The organism is Kitasatospora sp. NPDC043950, from assembly GCF_056435345.1.
Window position 1 is genome coordinate 1 of record NZ_JBWKER010000021.1, and the last position, 22,961, is coordinate 22,961.

Below are 22,961 nucleotides of genomic sequence, written 5' to 3' on the forward strand. Positions count from 1 at the left end.
CACGGTTTTTACCCCAAGCGAAACCCGGCTCACCTTCCTCTCCCCTTTTTTGGGTGGGGCCGAGGACGACCCCCCCCCCAACCTTGCGTTGGGGGGGGGGGGGGGGGGGCCCCCCCCCCCCCCCCCCCACCAGGCGGTGTCAGCCGGCGATCCGGGCGCTTTCGGCCGCCTTGTACAGCGGCTTCGTGATCGCGGAGGTGAACTGCGGGCCGACCAGGTGCCGGGTGCAGGAGGTGTCGCCGAAGTCGCAGACCCGGCCCGAGGAGTCGAAGGACGGGCCCTGGGTGTTGTCGCCCACCACGGTGCCGATCCCCGAGGACGGGTCGAAGTCGGCGATCCGGGGGCCGCCGCTGGAACCGCCGCCCATCACGCAGGGGGCGCCCCACTCACCCGGGGGCACCGGGTGGCCAGGGAAGCCGGGGTGCTCGCGGGTCTGCCCCGCGCAGTAGGCGAGCCGGGCCCCGGTGTACTCGGGCAGGCCCTGGCGCGCCGGATCGCCCGACGCCGCACGCGGGTAGCCGAACTCGTGGACCTTCGCGCTGCCCGGCCGGTCGAAGCCGATGCGCTGCGCGGCGCCGACGGCGTCCTGGACCCGCTTGCCCTCGGCGTTGCCGTTCAGGACCAGGAACGCCTGGTCGTAGGCGGAGTACTTGCCGTCCTGCTGGTCGTTGAGGAGCCAGGTGGCGTGGACGACCCCGGTGCGGGCGACGAACGTGCCGTACGGGGCGGTGCCGTCGTGGTAGCCGGGGACGAACATCGAGTTCGTCAGCCACTCGTTGTTCTCACCGAGCAGGTCGGTGTTGTTGACGCAGTGCGCCGCCGTGACGACGGTGCTGCGGTTGGCGCTGCCGACGACGGTCGCGGTGCAGCTCCCGTCCTCGCCGTGGTCGGTGAAGAAGAGCCGGCCCACCGTCTTGCTCAGGGTGGCGGAGCCGGTCCACGGAGCGCCGTCGGGGCCGCTCTTGGGCGGGTTGCCGGAGGACGGCTGGGTCAGGGCGGCCATCCGCTCCGGGGTCCAGTAGTCCAGGACGGCCTGCTGCTGCGCGGGCGTGACCGCCTCCGGGTGGACGGCCACCTGGCTGGTGGCGGCCCCGTCCTGCGGCGCGGCCCCTGCGGGTGCCGCCAGCGAGAGGCCGGCGGCCACCACGAGGGCGGTCAGGAGGACTCGGCCGCGCGCTCGGCCGCGGGCCCGGTCGTGGTTCCGGTTGTGCTGACTGCTGGTCTGGCCATAGGTAGGTGGCATGCGTCGCACGGTAGGAGCGGGATGTCAGGTTCCTGTCGAGGAGGCGTTTCATCCGTCCATCGGTCACGTCAGGTTCCCGTGTGGAGCGCGTCTCATCCGTGTATCGGTCATGAGGATCGCAGGCCCCGTCACCGCTGGGCGGGGTGGAATCATCGCTGGGCCCGGCGGAAGTCGCCCGGGGTGCGGCCGGTCTCTCGGGCGAAGAACTTGCCGAAGTTGGTGGCCTCGGTGAAACCGAGCGCGCGACCGATCGCGGCCACGGGCAGGTCGGTATGGGCGAGCAGCCGCTGTGCCTGTAGGGCGACGCGGGCGTCGGCGAGTTGCTTGGCGCTGCGGCCGGTGGCGGCCAGGCAGGCGCGGGTCAGGGTGCGCGGGGAGTAGCCGAGCCGCGCGGCGTAGTCCTCGACGGAGCGGGTGGCGGCGAAGGAGCGTTCCAGTTCGCGGCGGAACGCGGGGTAGACCCCGGCACCGGGTGGGGAGAGGGCGGGGCGTCCGGCCGGGTCCGGGAGGCGCGCCATGCGGATGAGCAGCGCGCCGAGGAGCTGGCGCAGCAGCACTCCGGTCAGCTCGGCATCGACATCAGCATCGGCATCGGCATCGGCATCGACGGGCGCTGTCGGGCCGGGGGCCTGCCCGTCCCGCAGCCTCCGGTACTCCGTGTCCAGCTCCGTCACGGCGCGGTCGAAGGCGTCGAGCTCGGCCGGCGGCAGGAGCCGTGCGACGGGGCCGAACCCGTCGAGCATCTGCTGCGTCGCGGGCAGCGGCGGCGGGAAGTCGGCGGTGAACAGCAGCAGGACGGCGTCAAGGTCCGCGGGGTGGCCGTTCGCGTCCGAGGGCAGGCGCTGCACCTGGCCGGGCCGCAGGTGCAGCAGTGTGCCGCGGGTGCACGGGTAGGTGACGAAATCGACCATGGCGGTGCCCTCGCCGCCGCGCACCAGGATGAGCTGGTGGAAGTCCAGGCGGCTCGGCCGGCGGGCGACCGCGCTCTTCAGGCGCGGTTTCAGCGCGTCGAAGGTCAGCACCTCAATGCCGGTCCGCAAGCGGTCGGGGTTGTCGTAGGCGATGTCGACGACGTCGCGCTGTCCACTTTCGACCATGTCGAGTCCCGACTCTACCTCGCCCGAGGGGTGGCTGCGGCGGCATCGTGGAGTCACGGGCGAACGGCGGGCACCGCAGCGAACACCGCAGCGGGCGCCGCACCGGGCGCCACGCCCGGCAGCACAGCGAGCACCGCACCGGGCGCCGCGCCGAAGGGCCGTCACCACCACCCGTTCCCGACCTGAGGACCTCTCACCATGCTCCCTGTCATCACCGACCCCACGCAGCTGCCGACCGTGTTCCAGGACGCGCTGAACGCCGGAGACGTCGACGACGTGCTGGCCCTGTTCGCCGAAGGTGCCGCCATGCGCACGGTGGCCGGCGAGCTCCTCACCGGCGTCGAAGCACTGCGTGCGGAGATCGGCGGAACCGTCGCCGCCCGCGGCAGGCTGACGAACGTCCCGCGGCACAAGGTCATCGGCGCGGACACGGCCCTCCTGGTCACCGACTGGACCCTGGAGATCGACGGCCCCGACGGCGAGCGGATCGCCCCCACCGGCACCACCGCCAACATCGCCCGCCGCGACGCCGACGGCGGCTGGCGCTTCACCGTCCTCAACCCGCGCGGCATCGCCTGAGCCCTGCCGCCCCGCAACCTGGCGGCCCCCGGCGCCGGCTGAGCGCTTCGGGGGGGGGCGGCAGGCCCGCCGCCCCCCGACCTGTGGGTGCGTCAGTTCCGTGGTGGGGCGGTCTGCCAGACTCCGGGAATGAGACATCAGCGAATCCTGGACCAGTTCGCGGCTCGGGGGCCCGTCCGAGGGCAGGCGGGATGACCGGCGCCGGACCGGACCTGCCCGCGGGTGCGCGCCGGGTCCCCTACCGCGATCCCGGGGTGCCGGACCACCGGAGTCCGCTGCGCTTCCTCTGGTGGCTGGTGCGCAGGCAGCGCGGCCGCGTACTGCTCGGCGCGACCTGGGGCAGCCTGTGGATGTGCGCCCTGATGCTGCCGCCCTACCTGATGTCCAGGACGATCGACGAGGGCCTCCGGGCCCGCGACAGCGGCGCGCTGGTCTTCTGGGTGTCGGCCGTCCTCGCGGTCGGCGCGCTCATCGCCGTCCTCGGGATCCTGCGGCACCGCACCATGACCTTCATCCGGGTGGACGCCGCGTACCGCACCGTCCAGGTCATCGCCCGGCACGTCAACCGGCTGGGGACGACGCTGCCGCGCCAGGTGTCGGCCGGCGAGCTGACCCACCTCCAGGCCGGCGACATCGGCCGGATCGCGCAGACACTGACCATCACCGGGCCCGGCGTCGGCGCGGTCATCGCCTACCTCGCCACCGCCGTCCTGCTGGTCCGGATCTCCGTCCTGCTCGCGGCGGTGATCCTCCTCGGGGTGCCGCTGCTGGCCCTCACCGTCGGCCCGTTGCTGGGGAAGCTGCACGGCGCCGAGGGAAGCTACCGCGAGCAGCAGGGGGCGCTGACGGCCCTGGCCGGCGACCTGGTCGCCGGGCTGGGCGTGCTGAACGGCATCGGCGGCAAGCCGATGTTCGCCCGGCGCTACCGGGAGCGCTCGCAGGCCCTCGTGCCGCTCGGCTACCGGGTGGCCTCGTTCACCAGTTGGGTGCAGGCGCTCGGCGCCTGCCTGCCGGTGGTCTTCCTGGCCGTGGTGACCTGGCTCAGCGCCCGGATGGCGGCCGCCGGTTCGATCACGGTCGGTGAACTCGTCTCCGTCTACGGCTACGTGGCGGCCCTGCTGGTGCCCGTCTCCGCCTTCATCGAGGGCGCGGACGACCTGCCGCGCGGGCTGGTCTCCGCCCGCCGGGTCACCGACATCCTGGCGCTGCGGCCGGATTCGACGCGCAGCCGGACACTGACGGACCCGCCGGAAGCGCCGGCGGTGCTGAGCGACCCCGACTCCGGCCTGCTGCTGCGGCCCGGGCGGCTCACCGCGCTGGCCGCCGCCCGGCCCGAGGAGGCCCGGGCCGTCGTCGAGCGACTGGCCGGCTACACCGACTCGGACGCCACCTGGGGCGACACCAGGCTGTCCGACTGGGTACCCGCCGAGCTGCGGCGCCACGTCCTGGTGTCGGACGACGACGCGTACCTGTTCGGCGGCACGCTCCGTTCCGCGGTGTCGATCCGCGGCGACCGCATCGAGGAGGAACTGCGGCGCGCCCTGCACGCCGCCGCGGCCGAGGACATCGTCGACGCCCTGCCGGGCGGCCTGGACGCGCCGCTCGACGACCGCGCCGGCAACGTCTCGGGCGGGCAGCGCCAACGGCTGCGGCTGGCCCGCGCGCTGCTGGCCGATCCCGAGATACTGCTGCTGGTCGAGCCCACCTCGGCGCTGGACGCGCTCACCGAGGCGGCTGTGGCGGCCCGGATCGGCGCCGTACGCGGCGGCCGGACCACCCTGGTCGTCAGCACCTCCCCCCTGGTACTCGGCCGCGCCGACGAGGTGGTCCACCTGGTGGACGGCAAGGTCCGGGCCACCGGCACCCACGGCGAGCTGCTGGCCCGCGACCCCGGCTACGCGGCGCTGGTGTTCCGCGGCAGCACCGGCGCCCGCCCGGCGGGCGCCGCGACCGACGACCGCCCGCGGACCATCCCGGCAGGCGCCGACCGCCCCGCGAGCGTCACGACCGACGACCACCCGCGGAGCGTCGCCGCGGACACCGAGGAAGGACTGGCCCGATGAGCGACCCCGACGGCCCCGACGGCCCCGACGACCGCCACGCCCCCCACCGCCTCCCGGTCGCCGACACCACGACGGTGCGCCGGGCCAGTTGGCGCCTGCTGGCGGACGACGGCCGGGCGATGGGCGCGATCGTCGCCCTCACCTGCCTCGCCGCCCTCGCGGGCGTCGCCGGGCCGTGGCTGCTGGGCCGCATCGTCACCCGGGTCGAGAACGGCGAGCTGACGGTCGGCCAGGTGGACGGCTTCGCCGCGGCGGTCCTGGGGTTCGCCCTCGCCCAGCTGGTGCTCACCCGCTACGCCCGCCACCTCTCCCACCGGTTCGGCGAACGCGCCCTGGCCCGGCTCCGCGAGGAGGTCGTCGAGCGGACGCTCGCGCTGCCCGGGCGGTACGCGGAACGGGTCGGCGCCGGCGACCTGGTGACCCGCTCCTCGCTGGACGTGGGCACCGTGGCCGCCACCCTGCGCAACGCGGCCCCGGACGTCTTCATCGCCGTCGTCCAGGTGCTGGTCATCCTCACCGCGACGTTCCTGCTCGACCCGCTGATCGGGCTCTGCGCCCTGGTGGGCCTGCCGATCGTCTGGGCGGTGAGCCGCTGGTACCTGTCCCGGGCCCGGGAGGCCTACCTCGCCGAGGGGGCCGCGGCGGGCGGGGTCACCGAGGTCCTCGACTCCACCGCCCACGGCGCCCGGACCATCGAGGCGTACGGGGTCGGGGCGCGCCAGGACGGCGTGGTCGACCGGGCCGTCGACACCGCCTACCGGGCCCGGGTGCGCACCCTGTTCCTGCGGACCGTGCTGTTCCCGGTCACCGAGTTCGCGCACGCGCTGCCGACGGCCCTCATCCTGCTGGTGGGCGGCCTCGGCTACCTCCACGGCTCGGTGACGCTGGGCGCGGTGGTGGCGGGCGGCCTCTACATGTGGCAGCTCGTCGACCCGCTGGACCGGGCGCTCAACTGGGTCGAGCAACTGCAGAGCAGCGGTGCGTCGTTCGCCCGCATCAAGGGCGTCGGCCTGGTGTCGCAGGAGCCGCCGGCCACCGGCCCGCGCCCCGCCGACGACCGGATCGAGGCCATCGGCGTGCGGTACTCCTACACCGGCTCGCACGACGTGCTGACGGACGTCGACCTGGTGGTCCGGCCGGGCGAGCGGCTGGCCGTGGTCGGCCCGTCCGGCGCCGGCAAGTCGACCCTCGGCAAGCTGCTCGCCGGCGTCGACGCCCCGGACGCGGGGCGGATCCTGGTCGGCGGCGTGCCGGTCGCGGACCTCGCCGCGGCGGGCGAGCTGGGCAACCGCGTCGTCCTCATCACCCAGCAGCACCACGTCTTCATGGGGACGCTCCGGGAGAACATGACGCTGGCCGCCCCGGACGCCGAGGACGCGGCGGTCCTGGCCGCGCTCGCCCTGGTGGAGGCGGACTGGGTGCGCGACCTCCCGGACGGGCTGGACTCGCTCCTGGGCACCGGCGGGACCGAACTCGGCGCCGCGCAGGCCCAGCAGCTCACCCTAGCCCGGGTCCAGCTGGCCGATCCGCACACCCTGATCCTGGACGAGGCGACCTCCCTGCTCGACCCGACCACGGCCCGGCAGGCGGAGCGGGCGATGGCGGCCGTGCGCTCCGACCGCACGGTCATCTCCATCGCCCACCGGCTCCAGACCGCGCACGACGCGGACCGGGTCGCCGTCATGGAGGCGGGCCGCATCGTCGAGCTGGGCACCCACGACGAGCTGGTCGCCGCCGGCGGGCGGTACGCGGCGCTCTGGCGGTCGTGGAGCGGGGAGTCCTGACCGGCCCGGCGGCGGTGCCACCGGGCCGCGCCCGCGGTCAGGGGGTGTCGGTGCGCTTTTCGAGCCGGGTGCCGTGGCGCAGGGTGAGCGACATCAGGTCGCTGGGGCCGTCGAGTTCGAGGCGGTGCCAGCGGCCCCGGGGGACGACCACGGCGCTGCCGGCGGGCAGCGGCACCATCTCGTCGGCGCCTCCCCCCGCGCCGCGCCCGTCCCCGTCCGCGGGGCGGAGGTGGAGCCGCGCGCCGCCGGTGAGGCAGCACACCGCCTCGTCGGCCTCCGGGTGCATCTCCCAGTGGTCGGCGTGGACGTCGGCGTCGGTCTCCACGTGGAAGGCGCCGAGGTGCCAGGTGCCCGGCAAGGCGCCGAGGTGCCAGGTGCCCGGCGCGCCGCCGGCCATCTGCCGCCCGGCGGCTCGGACTTCGCCGTCGGGGTGGAAGTGCAGGGCCGAGGCGAACAGGTCGACGACGGTGGGCGTCATGGTGGCGTTCCTTCCGGTCAGCAATTTCTATACGCGTAAGAAAACTAACCCCGCACGACCGCCGCTGTCGACCCCTGGGGAATGATGGACCCATGCCGACCGCACCGCGCAGGACCTCGGGCCGACCGCCCCGCATCTCCCGTGAGCAGGTCGTCGAGGCGGCCCGCCGGATCGTGACCGAGGAGGGCGTGGACCGGCTGACCATGCGCCGCCTCGCCTCCGAGGTCGGCAGTACGCCGATGGCGCTCTACCACCACGTGCGCGACAAGGAGGAACTGCTCGTCCTGCTGCTGGACGACTACGCGGCGCGGACACTGCGCCGGCCCGAGCTGCCCGCCGACCCGCGCGACCGCGTCGTCGGGTCCGCCGCCGCGATCCACGAGGCGCTGGCCGGCTGCCCCTGGATCGTCGAGGTGCTGACCGCCGACGACCTGATGTCCGCGTCCGCGCTGTGGTTCGTCGAGCAGATCGTCGACGGCCTCACCGCGTGCGGCCTCACACCGGAACGCGCCGTACAGGGGTACCGCACGATCTGGTACTACACCGCCGGCGAGCTGGTGGTCCGGGCGGCGGCGGCCCGGCGGCGCGCGGACGACGAGCGCGCCACCTACCGGGAGCAGGTGTTCGGCGGCCTCGACCCGGACGAACTCCCCCGCCTCGCACAGGTCGCGGACCGCTGGGCCGCGCTGACCACCGACGACACCTACCTGGACGGCCTGCGGGCCCTGGTGGACGGCCTCGTCGCCGCCCGTTGACGCCCCGGCCCGCAGGCCCCGGCGCGCCTCAGGTCCGTTCCGGGAAGCGGGGCTTGGACTTGCCGTCGCCGAACGGGCCGGTCGAGTGCTGGAGCGAGTGCAGGATGGCGAGGCCCTGGCTGACGATGCCCGCCGCCATCTGGTTGACCCCGTCGCTGCCGTTGAGGACGGTGAGCTCCGCTCCCGACATGCCACGGGCCGCCGCGTCGGCGAGGGCCGGCAGGTTCTCCACGATCCGGTTGGCCGCGATGAGCTCCTGGTTGCCGCCGCGCAGGGAGTCGGCCCGGGCGGTGTTGGCGTCCGCCTGCGCCTGGGCGAGCGCCCGCTCGCTGTAGGCGCTGCCGTCCGCCTCGAACTTCACCCGGTCACGGGCGGCCTCGGCCAGCGTCCGCTGCCGGTAGGCCTCGGCGTCCGCCGGGCGCCGCACCTCGGCCTCCAGTTGCTGGGCGGCCAGCGCGGCCCGGCGTTGGGCGAGCGAGGTCTGCTCCTCGATGACGTCCTGGGAGGCCCGGGCCTCGGCGAGCGGCCCGGCCTGGGCGGCCCGGGCCCTGGACTGCTCGGTCTCGGCGAGGAACCCGGCCCGTTTGATCGCGGTGTTCCGCTCGTACTCGGCCTTCAGCGCGGCCGCCTGCTGCTCCCGCTCGGTGGCCTCCTGGTCCGCCTTGGCCTGGGCGATCCGGGCCTGGCTGGCGACCGCCGCCGCGTGCGGCGCGGCCAGGTTGTCGATGTACCCGGTCGAGTCCTCGATCTCCTGGATCTGCAGCGCGTCGACCACGATGCCGAGCTTCTCCATCTCGCCGTGGCTGCCCGCCATCACCTCCTGGGCGACCCGGCTGCGCTCCCGGATGATCTGCTCGACGGTCAGCCCGCCGATGATCGAGCGCAGGTGGCCGGCGAAGATCCGGCCGACGAGCTCCTCCATCTGGTCCTGTTCCGAGAGGAAGCGGCGGGCCGCGTTGGCGATCGACACGGCGTCGTCGCCGACCTTGAACACGCAGACCGCGCGCACGGTGAGCCGGATCCCCTGCTGGGTCACGCAGTCCTCGGCGATCTCCGCCTCCCGCAGGGCCAGGGAGAGCATGCGGACCTTCTGCTTGACCGGCAGGACGAGGCTGCCGTGCCCGGTGACGATGCGGAACTGGGTGTCCTGCGCCTGGTGCTTGGACCCGGAGATGAGCATCGCCTCGTTGGGTGCGGGAACGTGCCAGAAGAACATGACCGACCACCTGACCAGCTGGGATCCGAAACCGCGGTTAGGGCGGCAGCAGCTCGACGATCACCGAGCGGGCCGAGATCGCGTCCACCACGACCACCCGGACGTCCCGGCCGACCGGCTCCGAGCACCAGGCCGCGAACACCTCCGAACCACCCCGGAGGGCGACCAGGACCTCGCCCGGGCCGCCCGCCGGAATGGGCACCGTCACCTTGCCGACGGCTCCGACCGGGCTCTGCCGGGAGTCGTCGACCGCGGGCATGCTCTCTCGCGCCACCGGCGCCTCCGGTCCCCGCGTCGCACCACGTCGCACCACGTCCGCCGCACCTGCACCGTGGACGGTCACCGGCCACCACCGCCTCCGAAAGGCCCGGGCCGCCGGGCTCGCCACGGGTCGAGGACACCTGCGGCAACCGCCGACGGCGGCGGTGCCTCGACCCCTTCCACGGTACTCCGGCAGCCGGTCCGCCACCGGCCGACGCCGGAGCGGGCCGGACCGCCGCCGGAGCGGACGGACCGGCGCCGGTCAGGGCACGGCCAGGGCGACCGCGAAGCCGTGGTCCGGAATGTCGAGGAAGCGCCGGTTGAACCGGACGAAGGGCTCGATGAGCAGGTCCACGAAGACCAGGAAGGCCACCGTGCCGATGCCCACCGGGCCTCCCAGCAGCCAGCCGCAGAGCAGCAGCACCCCTTCGATCAGCCCCTTCGCGCACCAGAACGGCCAGGTCCAGCGGTGCCGGATGGTGATCGCCAGCAAGTCGATGGCCCGGATGCCGAAGCCGCTCATGATGATCAGCGCCGAGGCGTAGGCGCACAGCAGCGCGCCGAGCAGCATCAGCGGGTAGCTGCTCAGCCCCAACCAGGCGGCAGGCCGCAGCCATTGGAAGAGGTCGATCAGGCTGCCGCACAGGAAGAAGGTCACGAAGGGCGAGACCACCGGGCGCTTGCGGTTCCACGCCGCCCACGCGCCGATGCACACCACCGCGACGGCCGCCTGGCACAGGCCGATGGTGAGCGGCAGGTGCTTGAGCACGCCCAGCGAGAAGACGTCGAGCGGGTCGGTGCCCAGATCGGACTGGATGAAGAAGTGGGCGCCCGTCGAGAAGACCACGCAGCCGGCCAGGTACACCAGCGCCCTGGGAAGTAACTCCCCCAGCCGCCAAGGTTTTCCGTTCGGATCGACGCCAGGGGGACGGTGGGACGCCATCGGTTCCTCCAGGGGGACGGGCGTCCGGCCCGCTGCCGTCCCCGAGGCGCGGAGGCGGGCGGCGGCGCGGACACCGGGCTGTTCGGAAGCCGGGGCCCGCCGCCGAACTCCCGCCAAACGGCTGGGAGTTCGGCGAAGGGCCTCGGTCAGCCGCCGCCCGACGCCGTCACCGCGGCCGGTTCAGGCGAGCGACTGGTAGGCCAGGAAGCCGCCGAAGAGGATGACCCCGATCCCGGCGACCAGGTCGACGCCCTTCAGCAGCCGGGCGCTGAAGCGCCGGCGGAACACCACCACGCCCGTGCTCAGCAGGGTGAACCACAGGAGCGTGCCGCAGCCGACGCCGACCAGCATGGACACCGAGGCGGGCAGCGTCCCGGTGACGTTCGCCGCCGTGGCCGCGGCGAAGGCGGCGGCCCAGTAGCCGATCGTCGCCGGGTTGGAGGCGGTGGCCGCCAGCGCCGTGCGGAACGCCGCCAGCGGGCGGACCAGTTCGGGGTTCCGCTCGTCCTCGGTGGCCGCCTGGACCCGGAAGGCGGAGCGCAGCGAGCGCGCGCCGATGTACACCAGCACGGCGGCCCCGGCCAGCCCCAGGGCCGTGCGCAGCGCGGGGACGTCCAGCAGCCTGCCGACCCCGGCGAGGCCCAGGCCGGCGTAGGCGATGTCCACCAGGGCCGCGCCCAGGCCGATCGCCCAGCCGGTCGGGAAGCCGTCGCGCAGGACGCTGCGCACGCACAGCAGGCCGATGGGGCCGAGGGGCAGGGCGACCAGGAAGCCGAGGCTGAGCCCGGCGAACCACGCGGGGAGGATGTTCACCGCGGTCCCCCGCAGGTCACCGCGATCATTCCGGTCCGGTGGAAGTCCGGGCGGAAGTCCCCACGGGAGTCCCCGCGAAAGCCCCGGTGGAAGTCCCGGCTCAAGGCCCGGCGGAAGGCCTGGTGCGAGCACGTGCGCGACAATTCGCTCTGCCCCTCGTCACAACACCCGCCGATCAGGTCACTCGACGAGCTCCGATATGCCGAACCGTACCTCATCCCCTTCGGCGGGACTGAGATCTTCCGGCGCGTAGAACAGCTCGTACACATTGGTCGACAACAACTGACCGAGCCTGGTCAGCGCATACACGTCCGTGCCCCGTTCCTCCAGCCATCCCTTGTCGACGAGCTGCTCGATCTCCGCCCCGAAGACGGCCTCCATGGTGACGCCGAACCGGTCGTGGAAGTCCGGCCGGTTGACCTCGCACATCTTGAGGCCGCGGATCATGACGCGGCGCATTTCCTGTTCCTTGGTGAGGTACGTGGCGAAATCCAGCGGGATTTGACCACTTCCAACCATCTCGTAGTACTTCTTGAGCGGCTTGACGTTGACGAACAGCCGGTCGTGGATCACGCTCTTCGACGAGACGCCGAATCCGATCATCGGCCAGGTCCGCCAGTAGTACTCCAGGAAGCGCGAGTAGTCGGCGCAGCGGTCGGGGTGGTAGTACCCGGTCGAGCTGCGTCGGGCGAAGCCCGCCGCCTCCAGCGCGTCGATGGCGTACTCGTACATCCGGCGCTCGTCCTGCGCCGAGGGGAGCGCCATCTTCCCGGACGTGATGAGCGAGTGGAACGCCGTCTTGGGCCAGATCTCCAGGCCGTAGGCCGTGATGCAGGCCGGTTCGAGTTCGATGGCCCGGTCGACGCTGCGCTTCCAGTCGTCCACGGACTGGCCGGGCAGCGGGAAGATCAGGTCGATGTTGGTGTGCGTGAAACCGCCGTCGACGACGGTGCGGAAGGCGCGCTCGGCGGTGGCGAGGTCGTGCGAGCGGTTGCAGATCTCCAGCAGCCGGTCGTCGAAGGCCTGGACCCCGACGCTGAGCCGGGTGAATCCGGCCTCCCGCATGCGCGCGATCTTGGCCTCGTCGACCGTCGAGGGGTCGAATTCCAGGCCGATCTCCGCGCCCTCGTTGAATTCGAACGATTCCCGGCAGGCGTCCAGCAGCCGGGCCGTCTGGTCGCCGGTGAGGATGCCCGGCGTACCGCCGCCGAAATACACCGCGTCGACCCGGAACGCGGGGAAGGCCCGATTGGCGGCGAAGGCGCGGATCTCGCGTTCGAGCACGTCGACGTACTGGGCGAAGTGCTGCTCGTTCCGGTTGATGTAGACGGTGTAGTCGCAGAATCCGCACTTGGTGATGCAGAACGGGACGTGCAGGTAGAGCACCGCGTTCTCGGGGCGGAAGTACTCGTCGTACTCGTGGTGCCGGTATTTGAACGGGTACGTGTGGATGTTCCGTCGGATGATCTTCTCGGCCATCTGCTGTCGCTCCTTCGTCGGGGCCGGCCTGGCGTGGTGGTGGACGGGTCCGGGGGCGGAGGCCGTCAGCAGAGGACCTGGAACGGACGGACGTCGGCGGACGCGTCGAGGTCCGGCCGGTCGTTGGGGACCACCGGGCGCCCGCACGAGACGAAGAGGTCGTCGTAGCGCGCCCGCGACCGCTCGCGGTAGTCGGCGGCGGAGCGGGCCAGCATCTTGACGACCTCCTCCGCGAGCATCAACTGGTACTGGCAGGACTCGGTGTTGAGGACGTTCACGTCGCCCGAGGCCACGTGGTTCTCCTGCCGGCAGCCCCCGCCGCACAGGTAGCGGGCCCAGCAGGACCCGCACACCCGGTGCTCGTCGACGGTGCGCCGCCACTCGGGGTGGTCCCGGGTGAGGCCCTCGGCCCCGGTGCCCACGTCGAAGCCCTGGTCGCCGACCAGGCGGTGGCAGGGGCTGACGCTGCCGTCCGGGGAGTGCGTGTAGTACGTCCGGCCGCCCGAGCAGAACGCCAGCGCCGCCGCGCCCTCGGTGACCATCTGCACGGCCCGCTCGTACTCCAGCACGCCCTTGAATCGGTTGTCGGGGGCGAACAGCTGCGGGTAGTGGACCAGGAAGTCCTTGAACTGCTCCACGATGCCGGGCTGGAGGAAGTGGTTGATGTACTGGATGCCCTTCGGTTCGGACAGCTTCCGGTCCCCCAGCGTGAGGGCGATCGGCACCGTCGTGCCCTGCTCCACCGGGTAGACGCCCGGATAGATCTGGAAGTAGTCGAAGAGGTCGAGCCCCCACAGGTCGAGCACGCTCTCGGTGAGGCTGGGCTGCGCCGTCGCGATGGTCATCCGGGCCACCAGGGTGACGTCGTCGCCGCACGCCTCGCGCAGCCGGAACAGGTTGCGGATGATCCGGTCGTAGGAGCCCTTCCCGTTCTTGGACGGGCGGTTGGCGTCCTGGACCTCGCGGCCGCCGTCGATCGAGACCGAGACGATGAACCGGTGGTCGCGGAACAGCTCCTCGACGCCCTGGGGCATCAGGGTGAGGTTGGTCGAGATCCGGTGGACGAACTCGGTGCCCGAGCGCCCGGCGAGGTCGCGGGCGCGTTCGCAGATCTTGCGGATCACCGTGAAGTTCGCCAGCGGCTCCCCGCCGAAGAACTCGAAGCGGACCCGCTGCCCGGGCGCGGCGTAACGGTGGATGAAGTCGAAGATCCAGGCGATCGAGTGCTCGCCCATCGCCTCGGTGATCCGGCCGTAGTCCCCGCCCTCGGCGAAGCAGTACGTGCAGGCGAGGTTGCACACGTTCGTCAGGTTGACGTTGACCGCGAAGTCGGCGCCGTCGGACAGCGCGCTCTCCCGGAGCCGGAGGCGGTTGGCCTCCCGGCCGGTGGCGGCGCCGGCCTGCAACCGCTCCCACGCCCGCCGCTCGTCCAGCCGCAGGTGGTCGACGCCGGAGGCCAGCCGCTCGGCGGTGTCCGCCGGGGCGAGCAGCAGCCGGTGGCTCCCGGTGATGAGGACGGCCGACAGGTCGTCGCTGAACGGCAGGACGCGGTAGTCGGTCCCGTGCCGCATCGGACCCGCCTGCTCCGTCGCGCTCGCGGGCCCGGTCATGACCTGGCGCGGGGCTGGAAGAGCGGCAGCGGCGAGACGTCCTCGTTCAGCGTTCCGGCGGAGGCCTCCACGGTCGGGAAGTGCGCGCGGTCGAAGACCTGGTGGAGGCTGGAGGTGCACTGCGGCGGTACGGCCACCTGGACGCCGACCTCGCCCGCCGTGCTCTTGGCCGCGATGTACCGGAAGCTCTCCTGCGGGGCCAGGTCGATGACCTGCCAGCCTTGGTCCGCGGCCGGGTCGCCGTAGCGGCGGTGGTAGGCCCGAACCGGCGCGGCGGAGGTGTTGCGCACCTGGACGTGCAGGGCGCGGACGTCGCCGTGCCAGTCGAAGCGGGCCAGGTCCAGGCCCTCGGCGGCGGGGAGTTCCGGCACCCGGGCGCGCGGGCGGGCGTCGGGCAGCAGGACGATCGGCGAGCGGGCGCCGCAGCCGATGCAGGCGCCGGCCGCGTCCAGGCCGACCAGGTCGGCGTTCAGGCCGTAGCGGGTGATCTGGAGCTGCCCGCACCGGTGGCACCAGGTGTTGGTCGACTCCGTGTCGTACACGTTCCCCAGGTAGACGTGGTTGAGCCCCATGTCCATGGCGACCTTGCGGGCCCGTTCCAGCCGGTCGACGGGGGTGCGGATGGTGTTGGTCATCTTGTAGTCCGGGTGGAAGCGCACGAAGTGCGTGGGCACGTCGGGGCTGAGCCGCTCGCCGACGAACCTCGCCATGTCCCGGGCGGTCGCCTCGTCGTCGCTGAGGTCGGTGACCATCAGCGTGGAGACCTCGACGTGCTTCCCGGCCCGGAACACCTGCTCGGTGCCCTCCAGGACCGGTTCCAGCCAGCCCTTGGTGATCTTCCGGTAGTACTTCGGGTCCAGGGACTTGATCGACACCGAGAAGATGTCGATCACCGGGATCAGTTCCTCGATCGCCTCGCCGCTGATGAAGAACGCGGACTTGTAGAGGTTGACGATTCCCGCCGCCTTGGCGAGAGCGGCCGTCTCCACCACGAACTCGTGCCACACCACCGGGTCGTTGTAGGTCCAGGAGATCACCTTCACGCCGTGCCGGACGGCGATGTCCACGACCTCCTCGGGCGTGTAGTGGTAGACGTCCTTGTCCTCCACGTGGCGCGCCTGCGACGTCTTCCAGTTGTGGCAGTAGTCGCAGTTGAGCATGCAGCCGACGTTCCCCATCGAGAGGATCCGGGCGCCGGGCGCGTAGTGGAACACCGCCTCGGTCTCGATGGTCTCCTCGGTGGCGTGGACCGAGCGCCCGTAGTTCAGGGTCACCAGGCGGCCGTCCCGGTTGGCCCGGACCATGCAGAATCCGTGCTGGCCGGGGCGGATCCGGCAGTTCCGGGGGCTGAGATGACATCGGACCACGCCGTCGTCCAGGCGTTCCTCCAGCCTGGCGGGGCGCGGTTCCTTGTCCCAGGTGTTCTGCGACATGGCTGTTCCTTCCGTGCGGTGGTACGGACACGGTGGTACGGAGGCGGTGGTGCGGCGGAGGCGGTGGTGCGGCGGAGGCGGTGGTGCGGCGGAGGCGGTGGTGCGGCGGAGGCGGTGGTGCGGCGGAGGCGGTGGTGCGGCGGCGACGGGTCGGGGCCGGACGGGTCGGGGCCGGACGGGTCGGTCCCGGACGGGCAGGGGCGGGCGGCCCGGTGCGGTCGTCCGCGCCGGGCGGGGCCCTCCGGATCAGGCCGTCGCCGGAGGAGGTGCGGTCACGTGCGCGGGGCACGCCGGGACGGGGCGCGCCGGGGCGGCGCGGTCGGGAAACCCGAATTCCCGCACTGTGGTGTGGAATTCGACATCGGCCCGCCCGTACATCCGCCCGTGGTCCGGAACGCCGCTGTCCCGGTGTCTCGCTTTCACCGGGCGGGCCGGTTCCGCGCGGGTTTCCGCGGTCACGAACGTCAAGCGGATCTCACTTTCCCTCATGACGAAGCCACTGCTGAGAAAAACGCCTCGTGAAGAGGCCGAAGCGGAGCGGGAGTTCGGTGAGAAATTCGCCAACTGCGATGAGCTTCGGCGTATGGGCTCCCGCCTGTCAAGAAGTCCGCGTGCCGCCCGATCCGGCCAACACCGGGAAGCGGACAGCGCCCTCCGGTCGCGGCGGGGAGCAGGTTAGGCAAGCCTCACAAACGGTGATCTCGCGCCTGCCCAGCGGGTTCCCGGGCCGGGGAACGGCGGGGGCCGATCCGGCGGGGCGGCACGGCCGGGATCGCCCGGTGCGGGAGGAGGGCCGAAAATCGCCGCCGATCGGTGGAATACCTGCCGCCACAGGGCCGATCGGCCGTCCCACCCGCCGCTCGCCGAGCACCGGTAAAGGCGGTCCCGAGGGGGGGCGTGTGGAGCGGCCGGGGCAACGAGGGGCGGCTGCTGGGAATTCAGGGGGCGGTGGGGCCGGACGGGGAGAGGATCCGGGAGAGGCCGAACTCGAAGCGCTCGGTGAAGGCGGCGTCCTCCAGGTGCGGGGCGACCCGGGCGAGCGCCGGGTAGTCGCCGCCGGCGAGGGCCGGGCCGAGGGTGTGCACGCCGTCCTGGGCGGCCAGGGCCTGCTCCTCCTGGGCCAGGCCGAGGGTCAGGTACTGGATGGTCCAGAACACCCAGGACGCGTGGCGCTCGTCCAGTCCGCCGTCGAGGAGCGCGGCGATCATGGCGTCGGTGAAGCGCAGGGTGCCGGGCTCGGCGGCGTAGGTGCCGGCGACGATGACCGCGCCGTCGCGGTGGGCCAGCAGGCACCGCCGGTAGCGGTGGGCGAGCTCGCGGGCCCGTTCGCGCCAGGGCGCGGGCAGGTCGTCGAGCGGGATCTCACCGACGATCGCGTCCGCCATGAGTTCCAGCAGGCGGCCCTTGGTCTTGGCGTGCCAGAGCACGGTGTTCATCCGGACGCCGAGCCGTTCGGCGACGCCGCGCACGGAGACGGCGGCGGCGCCCTTGTCGTCCAGCAGGTCGAGGGCGGCGCGGACCACCGTGTCGGAGTCGAGTCGGGTCCGGGGGGCGTCCGGGGCTTGCTTCTTGGTCACTGACCTAGTCTACTGGAGCCAAGTCATTGGTCACTGACCAAGAGAGGGATGAGTCATGGAACAGGTCGTCATCGCCGGCGGGGGCCCGGTCGGGCTCTGGCTCGCCGCCGAACTCCGGCTGCAGGGCATCGAGGTCACCGTGCTGGAGAGCCGCACCGAACCCGACCCGCACTCGCGGGCCACCACCGTGCACCCGCGCACCCTGGAACTGCTGGCCTGCCGCGGCCTGGTGGAGCCCTTCCTCGCCGAGGGCGTCCGAATCCCCGGCGGGCACTTCGCCGCACTGCCGCCCCGGTTGGACTTCAGTCGGCTGGACACGCCGTACCCGTTCACGCTCGCACTCCCCCAGGTGCGCACCGAGGCACTGCTGGCCGAACACCTCCGCTCGACCGGCGCCCGGCTGCTCCGCGGACACCGCGTCACCGGGCTGGACCAAGGCGACGACGCGGTCACCGTCCACGTCCACGGCCCGGACGGCCCCCACCGGCTGCGCACCGCCTACCTGGTCGGCTGCGACGGCACCCGCAGCACCGTGCGCGAGGCGGCGGGCATCGGCTTCCCCGGCACCCCGGCCACCGCCTGGGCCTGGATGGCGGACGCCGTGCTCGACGCGCCACCGCGCTGGCGCTCCGTCTCCAACGAGCAGGGCACCGTGATGGTCTTCCCGCTGCCCGGCGGGGTGCACCGGGTGGTCGGCAACGACACGGCGACCGTCCACACCAAGCCCGGCCCGCTGACCTTCGAGCAGCTGCGCGCCAAGGTCCGCGGGATCACCGGGACGGACTTCGGGATGCGCGAGGCCGGCTGGATCTCCACCTTCGGCAACGCCTCCCGCCAGGCCGACCGGTACCGGCACGGGCGGGTCCTGGTGGCGGGCGACGCCGCGCACTCGCACTTCCCGGCCGGCGGGCCCGGACTCAACGTCGGCATGCAGGACGCCGCCAACCTCGGCTGGAAACTCGCCCGCACCATCACCGGCGCCGCCCCCGACGGCCTGCTCGACAGCTACCACGCCGAGCGCCACCCGGTCGGCGTGGAGCTGCTGCGCTCCACCCACGCCCAGTCCGGGCTGATGACCGACCACTCGCGGACGACGCTGGCCCTGCGCGGCCTGCTCGCCGAACTCATCACCGGCGTCGACGAGTTCTCGGACGAACTGGCCGGTCGCGCGGCCGGCCTCACGACCGCCTACCCGGCCGACCCCGCCAGCGGGGCGCACCCGCTGACCGGCTCCCGGGCGCCCGACCTGAGGCCCGCCGGGCCCGCGGACGGCACCGGCCTGTTCACGCTGCTGCGCCCGGGCCGCCACGTCCTGCTCGACCTCACCGGCCGGGCCGGCGCCGAGTTCGCCGCCCTCGCCCACGCCACCAGCCCGGGCGTGACGGTGCACAGCGCGCCGCTCGCCGCGTCGCGGCCCGCCTGGCTCGGCGTCACCGCCGCCCTGGTCCGGCCCGACGGGCACCTGGCCTGGCTCACCGAGGAGCAGCACCTCCCCGCACTGGTCACGGCCGCGCACGCGGCCGTCACGGCGACGACCGCCCACCCTTCCGCCGCGATCCCTCTACGCTGAGGAGCGATCGGCCCACGGGCGCCCCCTCCGGAGCCCCGAGGGCCGGCGGCAGCCGCTCGCGCAGGTCCGCGGCGCCCTGCCGGCCACCGACCTGATGCCGCTCACCACCACCCCGGCCACCCGCCGAGCCCGCACCGGAGCCGCCCGATGACCACCCTCCACCTCGGCGTCGACGCCGGCGGCAGCCACACCCGCGCCGTCCTCCTGGACGCCGCGGGCGCCGTCCGGGGCCGCGGCGAGAGCCCCGGCGCCAACCCCGCCGGAGAGGGCCCGGAGCCGGCGCTCGACCGGCTGGCGGCGGCGGTCACGGCCGCCCTCGACACCCGCGGCCCGGGCCGCATCGCCGCCTGCCTGATCGGCCTCGCCGGGTACCGCTCCCTACCGGACCCGGACGCGTTCGCCGAGCGCTGCCGGGCCGCCCTCGGCCTGCGCCACCCGGTACGACTCGTCCCCGACACCGTCCCGGCCCTGGCCTCCGGCGGCGTCACCGACGGCCACGGCACCGTCCTGATCGCGGGCACGGGCGCGGTCTGCGTCCGGCTCGCCGGTGCCCGCACGCTCGCGCGCACCGGCGGGCTCGGCTGGCTGCTCGGCGACGAGGGCGGCGGCTTCTGGCTCGGCCGCGAGGCCCTGCGCCACGCCCACGCCGACCCGGCCGGCCCGCTCGGCACCGCCGTCCGCGCCCGCTGCGCCGCAGACTCCCCCGACGCCCTGCTCCGCTGGGCCTACGCCGGCCCGCCCCGCCGGCTCGCCACCCTCGCCCCGCTGGTCTCCCGGCTCGCCGCGCAGGGCGACCCGGCCGCCCGCGCCATCGCCGACACCGCCGCCGACCACCTGGCCGCCCTCGCCCGCGCCACCGCCGCCCCCACCGAACCCCTGGTCCTCACCGGCTCGGTGGCCACCGCCCCCGGTCCGATCCGCGAGCGCCTCCACCACCTCCTCGCCGACCTCCACCCCCGCCTCCCCCGCACCGACCCCGCCACCGCCGCCGCCCACCTCGCCACCCGCCTCGCCGCCGGGCGGTAGACGGCCAGACGGATCACCAACCCGGCCGCGCCCCACCGGAAATGGCATGCACGCCACTAGCCAACCGGTCAGTAACGCCCCTACCGTCGAGCTCCCGTGGCTTCGACGGAGGAGCTCCCCTTGCGCCTACGCCCCCACCCCCTGCGCTTCCCGGCCGCCGCCGTCGCGTCGGCCCTGCTCGTCACCGCCGCCCTGACCACCACCCCCACCGCCGCCGCCCCCGCCGCCCCGACCGCCACCGCGGCCGACTACTGCGGCGGCCACTGCCGGGACATCCTGCCGCCCGGCGAGAACGGCAACGCCACGCTCGCCGAGATCCTGCTCAACCGGATGTTCGGCAGCCGCCCCGCCCACACCGACGACCAGCTCGGCCCGTACGCCGCCCTCGCCTCCGGCTACCCGGGCCTGACCGAGGCCAAGCTGCGCGACTTCTTCAACGACGCCTCCTTCGGTGTCCCCGCCGACCAGGTGGCCAGCACCATCAGCCCGCGCGCCGACGTCACCATCGTCCGCGACAAGGCCACCGGCGTCCCGCACATCACCGGCACCACCCGCTACGGCACCGAGTACGGCGCGGGCTACGCCGCCGCCCAGGACCGGCTGTGGGTGATGGACCTGTTCCGGCACGTGGGCCGCGGCCAGCTGTCCGGCTTCGCCGGCGGCGCCGCCGCCAACCGCCAGCTGGAGCAGAGCTTCTGGCAGGCCGCGCCGTACACCGAGGCGGAACTGCAACAGCAGATCGACGCCCTGGCGGCCCGCGGCGGCCGGGCCGCCCAGGCCCTCACCGACGCGAACGCCTACCTCGACGGCATCAACCAGTACGCCAAGGAGTCCTACAACGCCCGCACCTTCCCCGGCGAGTACGACCTGACCGGGCACATCGACCCGATCACCAACGCCGGGTCGATCGAGCCGTTCAAGCTGACCGACCTGGTCGCCCTGGCCTCCGTGGTCGGCGCCCTGTTCGGCTCCGGCGGCGGCGGTGAACTCGCCTCCGCCCAGGTCAAGTCGGCCGCCGAGGCCCGCTACGGCAAGGACGCCGGGGACGCGGTCTGGAAGTCGCTGCGCGAGGCCGACGACCCGGAGGCCGTCCAGACCCTGCACGACGGCCAGCGCTTCCCCTACGCCCCCGTCCCCGACGCCCCGCAGGGCGAGGCACTGCCCGACCCCGGCTCGGTGGTGCCCGAGCGGATGATCTACGACGCCACCGGCACGGGCGCCGGCGCCGCGAGGACGGCCGCCCCGGGCGTGCTGCCCGGCAACCTGCTCACCGCCAAGCACGGCATGTCCAACGCCCTGCTGGTCTCCGGCGCCCACACCGACGACGGCCACCCGGTCGCCGTGTTCGGCCCGCAGACCGGCTACTTCGCCCCGCAGCTGCTGATGCTGGAGGAGATCCAGGGCCCCGGCATCAGCGCGCGCGGCGCGGCCTTCGCCGGCCTGAGCTTCTACGTGCAGCTCGGCCGCGGCCAGGACTACGCCTGGAGCGCCACCTCCGCCGGGCAGGACATCACCGACACCTACGCCGTCCCGCTCTGCACCACCGACGGCTCCCCGGCCACCACCGCCGCCGACTCCTACCTCTGGCACGGCCAGTGCGTCCCCTTCGACCGGCTGGAACGCAAGAACACCTGGAACCCGACCACCGCCGACTCCACCGCCGCCGGCTCCTACACCCTGGTCATGTACCGCAGCAGGTACGGCCTGGTGACCGCCCGCGGCACGGTCGGCGGCGCCCCCGTGGCCTTCACCTCGCTGCGCTCCACCTACCGGCACGAGGCGGACTCCATCATCGGTTTCCAGGAGCTCAACGACCCGGGCGCGGTGCACGACGCGGCGAGCTTCCAGCAGGCGGCGCAGGACATCAACTACACCTTCAACTGGTTCTACGCCGACTCCCGCGACATCGCGTACTACAACTCCGGCAGCAACCCGGTGCGCGCCCCCGGGGTCGACGCCGGCCTGCCGCTGCGCGCCGAACCGGCGTACGAGTGGGCCGACTTCGACCCCGCGACCAACACCGCCCGGTACACCCCGGCGGCCGAGCACCCGCAGTCCGTCAACCAGGACTACTACATCTCCTGGAACAACAAGCAGGCCGACGGCTTCACCTCGGCCGGGTTCGGCAACGGCTCGGTGCACCGCGGCAACCTGCTCGACGACCGGGTCAAGGCGCTGCTGCGCAACGGCGGCAAGGCGAGCCGGGTCTCGCTCACCCAGGCCATGGCGAGTGCCGCCCTGGCCGACCTACGCGCCGAGGACGTCCTGCCGGACCTGATCCGGGTGCTGCGCAGCGCCCCCGTCACCGATCCGGCCGCCGCCACCGCGCTCCAGCAGTTGGAGGCCTGGCTGGCGGACGGCGCCCAGCGGAAGGAGACGTCGCCGGGCAGCCACGGCTACGCGGACGCCGCCGCGATCCGCGTCCTGGACGCCTGGTGGCCGCTGGTCGCGGAGGGCGTCATGCGGCCCGGCCTCGGGGACCAGCTGTTCACGGCCCTGACCGGCGCCCTGCAGATCAACGAGTCGCCCTCCGGCGGCCAGACCGGTCCCGGCAGCGGCGGCCCGGTGAGCGCCAACGAGGCGATCCCGCACAAGGGTTCGGCCTTCCAGTACGGCTGGTGGAGCTACCTGGACAAGGACCTGCGGTCCGTCCTGGGAGACCAGGTGGCCGGCCCGCTGGCCCGCCCGTACTGCGGCGGGGGCGATCTGGCGGCCTGCCGGGGCGTGCTGCTGGACACCCTGAAGCGGGCGGCCGCCCAGACCCCGGCCCAGGTCTACCCGGGCGACGCGGACTGCTCCGCCGGCGACCAGTGGTGCGCCGACACGATCATCCAGCGCCCGCTCGGCGGTGTCACGGACGACAAGACCACCTGGCAGAACCGTCCGACCTACCAGCAGGTGGTGCAGTTCCCGAGCCACCGCTGAGCCCGTGCCCTGAAACGGCCGCGGGTGCCCCCGTCCACCCGGGCGGGGGCACCCGCGTGGAAGACAGCGGCCCGGGCCCGACGGGCGGGGACGGGGCGCAGCACCTAGC

The 22,961-nt window shown here is 73.4% G+C and carries 18 protein-coding genes; 7 read left to right on the forward strand and 11 right to left on the reverse strand.

Annotated elements, in window-relative coordinates:
- Positions 1-139: 139 nt before the first annotated feature.
- Positions 140-1,243 (reverse strand): trypsin-like serine peptidase, encoded by a 1,104-nt coding sequence (locus AC07BF_RS16035; protein WP_478333497.1) that lies wholly within the window; start codon positions 1,241-1,243, stop codon positions 140-142.
- A 149-nt stretch (positions 1,244-1,392) separates the two neighbouring features.
- Positions 1,393-2,340, reverse strand: a complete 948-nt coding sequence (locus tag AC07BF_RS16040) for an AraC family transcriptional regulator (protein WP_478333498.1) — start codon at positions 2,338-2,340, stop codon at positions 1,393-1,395.
- A gap of 198 nt (positions 2,341-2,538) precedes the next feature.
- Here AC07BF_RS16040 and AC07BF_RS16045 point away from each other — a divergent pair, with 198 nt between their 5' ends.
- The 3 genes from AC07BF_RS16045 to AC07BF_RS16055 all read left to right on the forward strand — a co-directional run bounded on the left by AC07BF_RS16045 (position 2,539) and on the right by AC07BF_RS16055 (position 6,766).
- On the forward strand, positions 2,539-2,919 hold the full coding sequence (locus tag AC07BF_RS16045) for a YybH family protein (RefSeq protein ID WP_363581864.1): 381 nt from the start codon (positions 2,539-2,541) through the stop codon (positions 2,917-2,919).
- 191 nt (positions 2,920-3,110) lie between these two features.
- Positions 3,111-4,982, forward strand: coding sequence for an ABC transporter ATP-binding protein (locus tag AC07BF_RS16050; RefSeq protein WP_363628402.1), 1,872 nt, complete (start codon positions 3,111-3,113; stop codon positions 4,980-4,982).
- Positions 4,979-6,766 (forward strand): ABC transporter ATP-binding protein, encoded by a 1,788-nt coding sequence (locus tag AC07BF_RS16055; protein WP_363628401.1) that lies wholly within the window; start codon positions 4,979-4,981, stop codon positions 6,764-6,766. The genes AC07BF_RS16050 and AC07BF_RS16055 overlap by 4 nt, the downstream gene beginning before the upstream one ends.
- 37 nt (positions 6,767-6,803) lie before the next feature.
- On the opposite strand, the gene AC07BF_RS16060 is transcribed toward AC07BF_RS16055, so the two are convergent.
- Positions 6,804-7,244, reverse strand: coding sequence for a cupin domain-containing protein (locus tag AC07BF_RS16060; protein WP_478333499.1), 441 nt, complete (start codon positions 7,242-7,244; stop codon positions 6,804-6,806).
- Positions 7,245-7,336: 92 nt separating this feature from the next.
- On the opposite strand from AC07BF_RS16060, the gene AC07BF_RS16065 reads away from it, so the two are divergent.
- Positions 7,337-7,999, forward strand: coding sequence for a TetR/AcrR family transcriptional regulator (locus AC07BF_RS16065; RefSeq protein WP_363624706.1), 663 nt, complete (start codon positions 7,337-7,339; stop codon positions 7,997-7,999).
- Positions 8,000-8,027: 28 nt separating this feature from the next.
- Here the strand turns inward: AC07BF_RS16065 and AC07BF_RS16070 are convergent, their stop codons facing one another.
- The 8 genes from AC07BF_RS16070 to AC07BF_RS16105 all read right to left on the reverse strand — a co-directional run bounded on the left by AC07BF_RS16070 (position 8,028) and on the right by AC07BF_RS16105 (position 17,331).
- On the reverse strand, positions 8,028-9,215 hold the full coding sequence (locus tag AC07BF_RS16070; RefSeq protein ID WP_363581854.1) for an SPFH domain-containing protein: 1,188 nt from the start codon (positions 9,213-9,215) through the stop codon (positions 8,028-8,030).
- Positions 9,216-9,252: 37 nt separating this feature from the next.
- Positions 9,253-9,489, reverse strand: a complete 237-nt coding sequence (locus tag AC07BF_RS16075; protein WP_350880803.1) for a hypothetical protein — start codon at positions 9,487-9,489, stop codon at positions 9,253-9,255.
- A gap of 249 nt (positions 9,490-9,738) precedes the next feature.
- A complete protein-coding gene (locus AC07BF_RS16080) occupies positions 9,739-10,341 on the reverse strand; it encodes a YczE/YyaS/YitT family protein (RefSeq protein WP_478319498.1) in 603 nt (200 codons plus the stop codon).
- Positions 10,342-10,599: 258 nt separating this feature from the next.
- Entirely contained in the window at positions 10,600-11,232 is a 633-nt protein-coding gene (locus tag AC07BF_RS16085) for a LysE/ArgO family amino acid transporter (RefSeq protein WP_363628400.1), read from the reverse strand.
- 180 nt (positions 11,233-11,412) lie between these two features.
- Entirely contained in the window at positions 11,413-12,711 is a 1,299-nt protein-coding gene (locus AC07BF_RS16090) for a coproporphyrinogen-III oxidase family protein (RefSeq protein ID WP_363624702.1), read from the reverse strand.
- 65 nt (positions 12,712-12,776) lie between these two features.
- Positions 12,777-14,282, reverse strand: a complete 1,506-nt coding sequence (locus AC07BF_RS16095; RefSeq protein ID WP_478333500.1) for a radical SAM protein — start codon at positions 14,280-14,282, stop codon at positions 12,777-12,779.
- A gap of 35 nt (positions 14,283-14,317) precedes the next feature.
- Entirely contained in the window at positions 14,318-15,754 is a 1,437-nt protein-coding gene (amrS, locus tag AC07BF_RS16100) for an AmmeMemoRadiSam system radical SAM enzyme (RefSeq protein ID WP_063346372.1), read from the reverse strand.
- Positions 15,755-16,692: 938 nt separating this feature from the next.
- Positions 16,693-17,331 carry a TetR/AcrR family transcriptional regulator C-terminal domain-containing protein gene (locus tag AC07BF_RS16105; protein ID WP_363581844.1) on the reverse strand — a complete coding sequence of 213 codons (639 nt, stop codon included), beginning with the start codon at positions 17,329-17,331 and terminating at the stop codon, positions 16,693-16,695.
- 55 nt (positions 17,332-17,386) lie between these two features.
- Between AC07BF_RS16105 and AC07BF_RS16110 the strand changes: the two genes are divergently transcribed.
- The 3 genes from AC07BF_RS16110 (at position 17,387) to AC07BF_RS16120 (ending at position 22,852) form a co-directional block, all read left to right on the forward strand.
- Entirely contained in the window at positions 17,387-18,901 is a 1,515-nt protein-coding gene (locus tag AC07BF_RS16110) for an FAD-dependent monooxygenase (RefSeq protein WP_478333501.1), read from the forward strand.
- A 147-nt stretch (positions 18,902-19,048) separates the two neighbouring features.
- The gene (locus tag AC07BF_RS16115) at positions 19,049-19,927 is read left to right on the forward strand and encodes an N-acetylglucosamine kinase (protein ID WP_478333502.1); all 879 of its coding nucleotides are present in this window, start codon (positions 19,049-19,051) and stop codon (positions 19,925-19,927) included.
- A 120-nt stretch (positions 19,928-20,047) separates the two neighbouring features.
- Positions 20,048-22,852 (forward strand): penicillin acylase family protein, encoded by a 2,805-nt coding sequence (locus AC07BF_RS16120; protein WP_400987015.1) that lies wholly within the window; start codon positions 20,048-20,050, stop codon positions 22,850-22,852.
- The last annotated feature ends 109 nt before the right edge of the window (positions 22,853-22,961 follow it).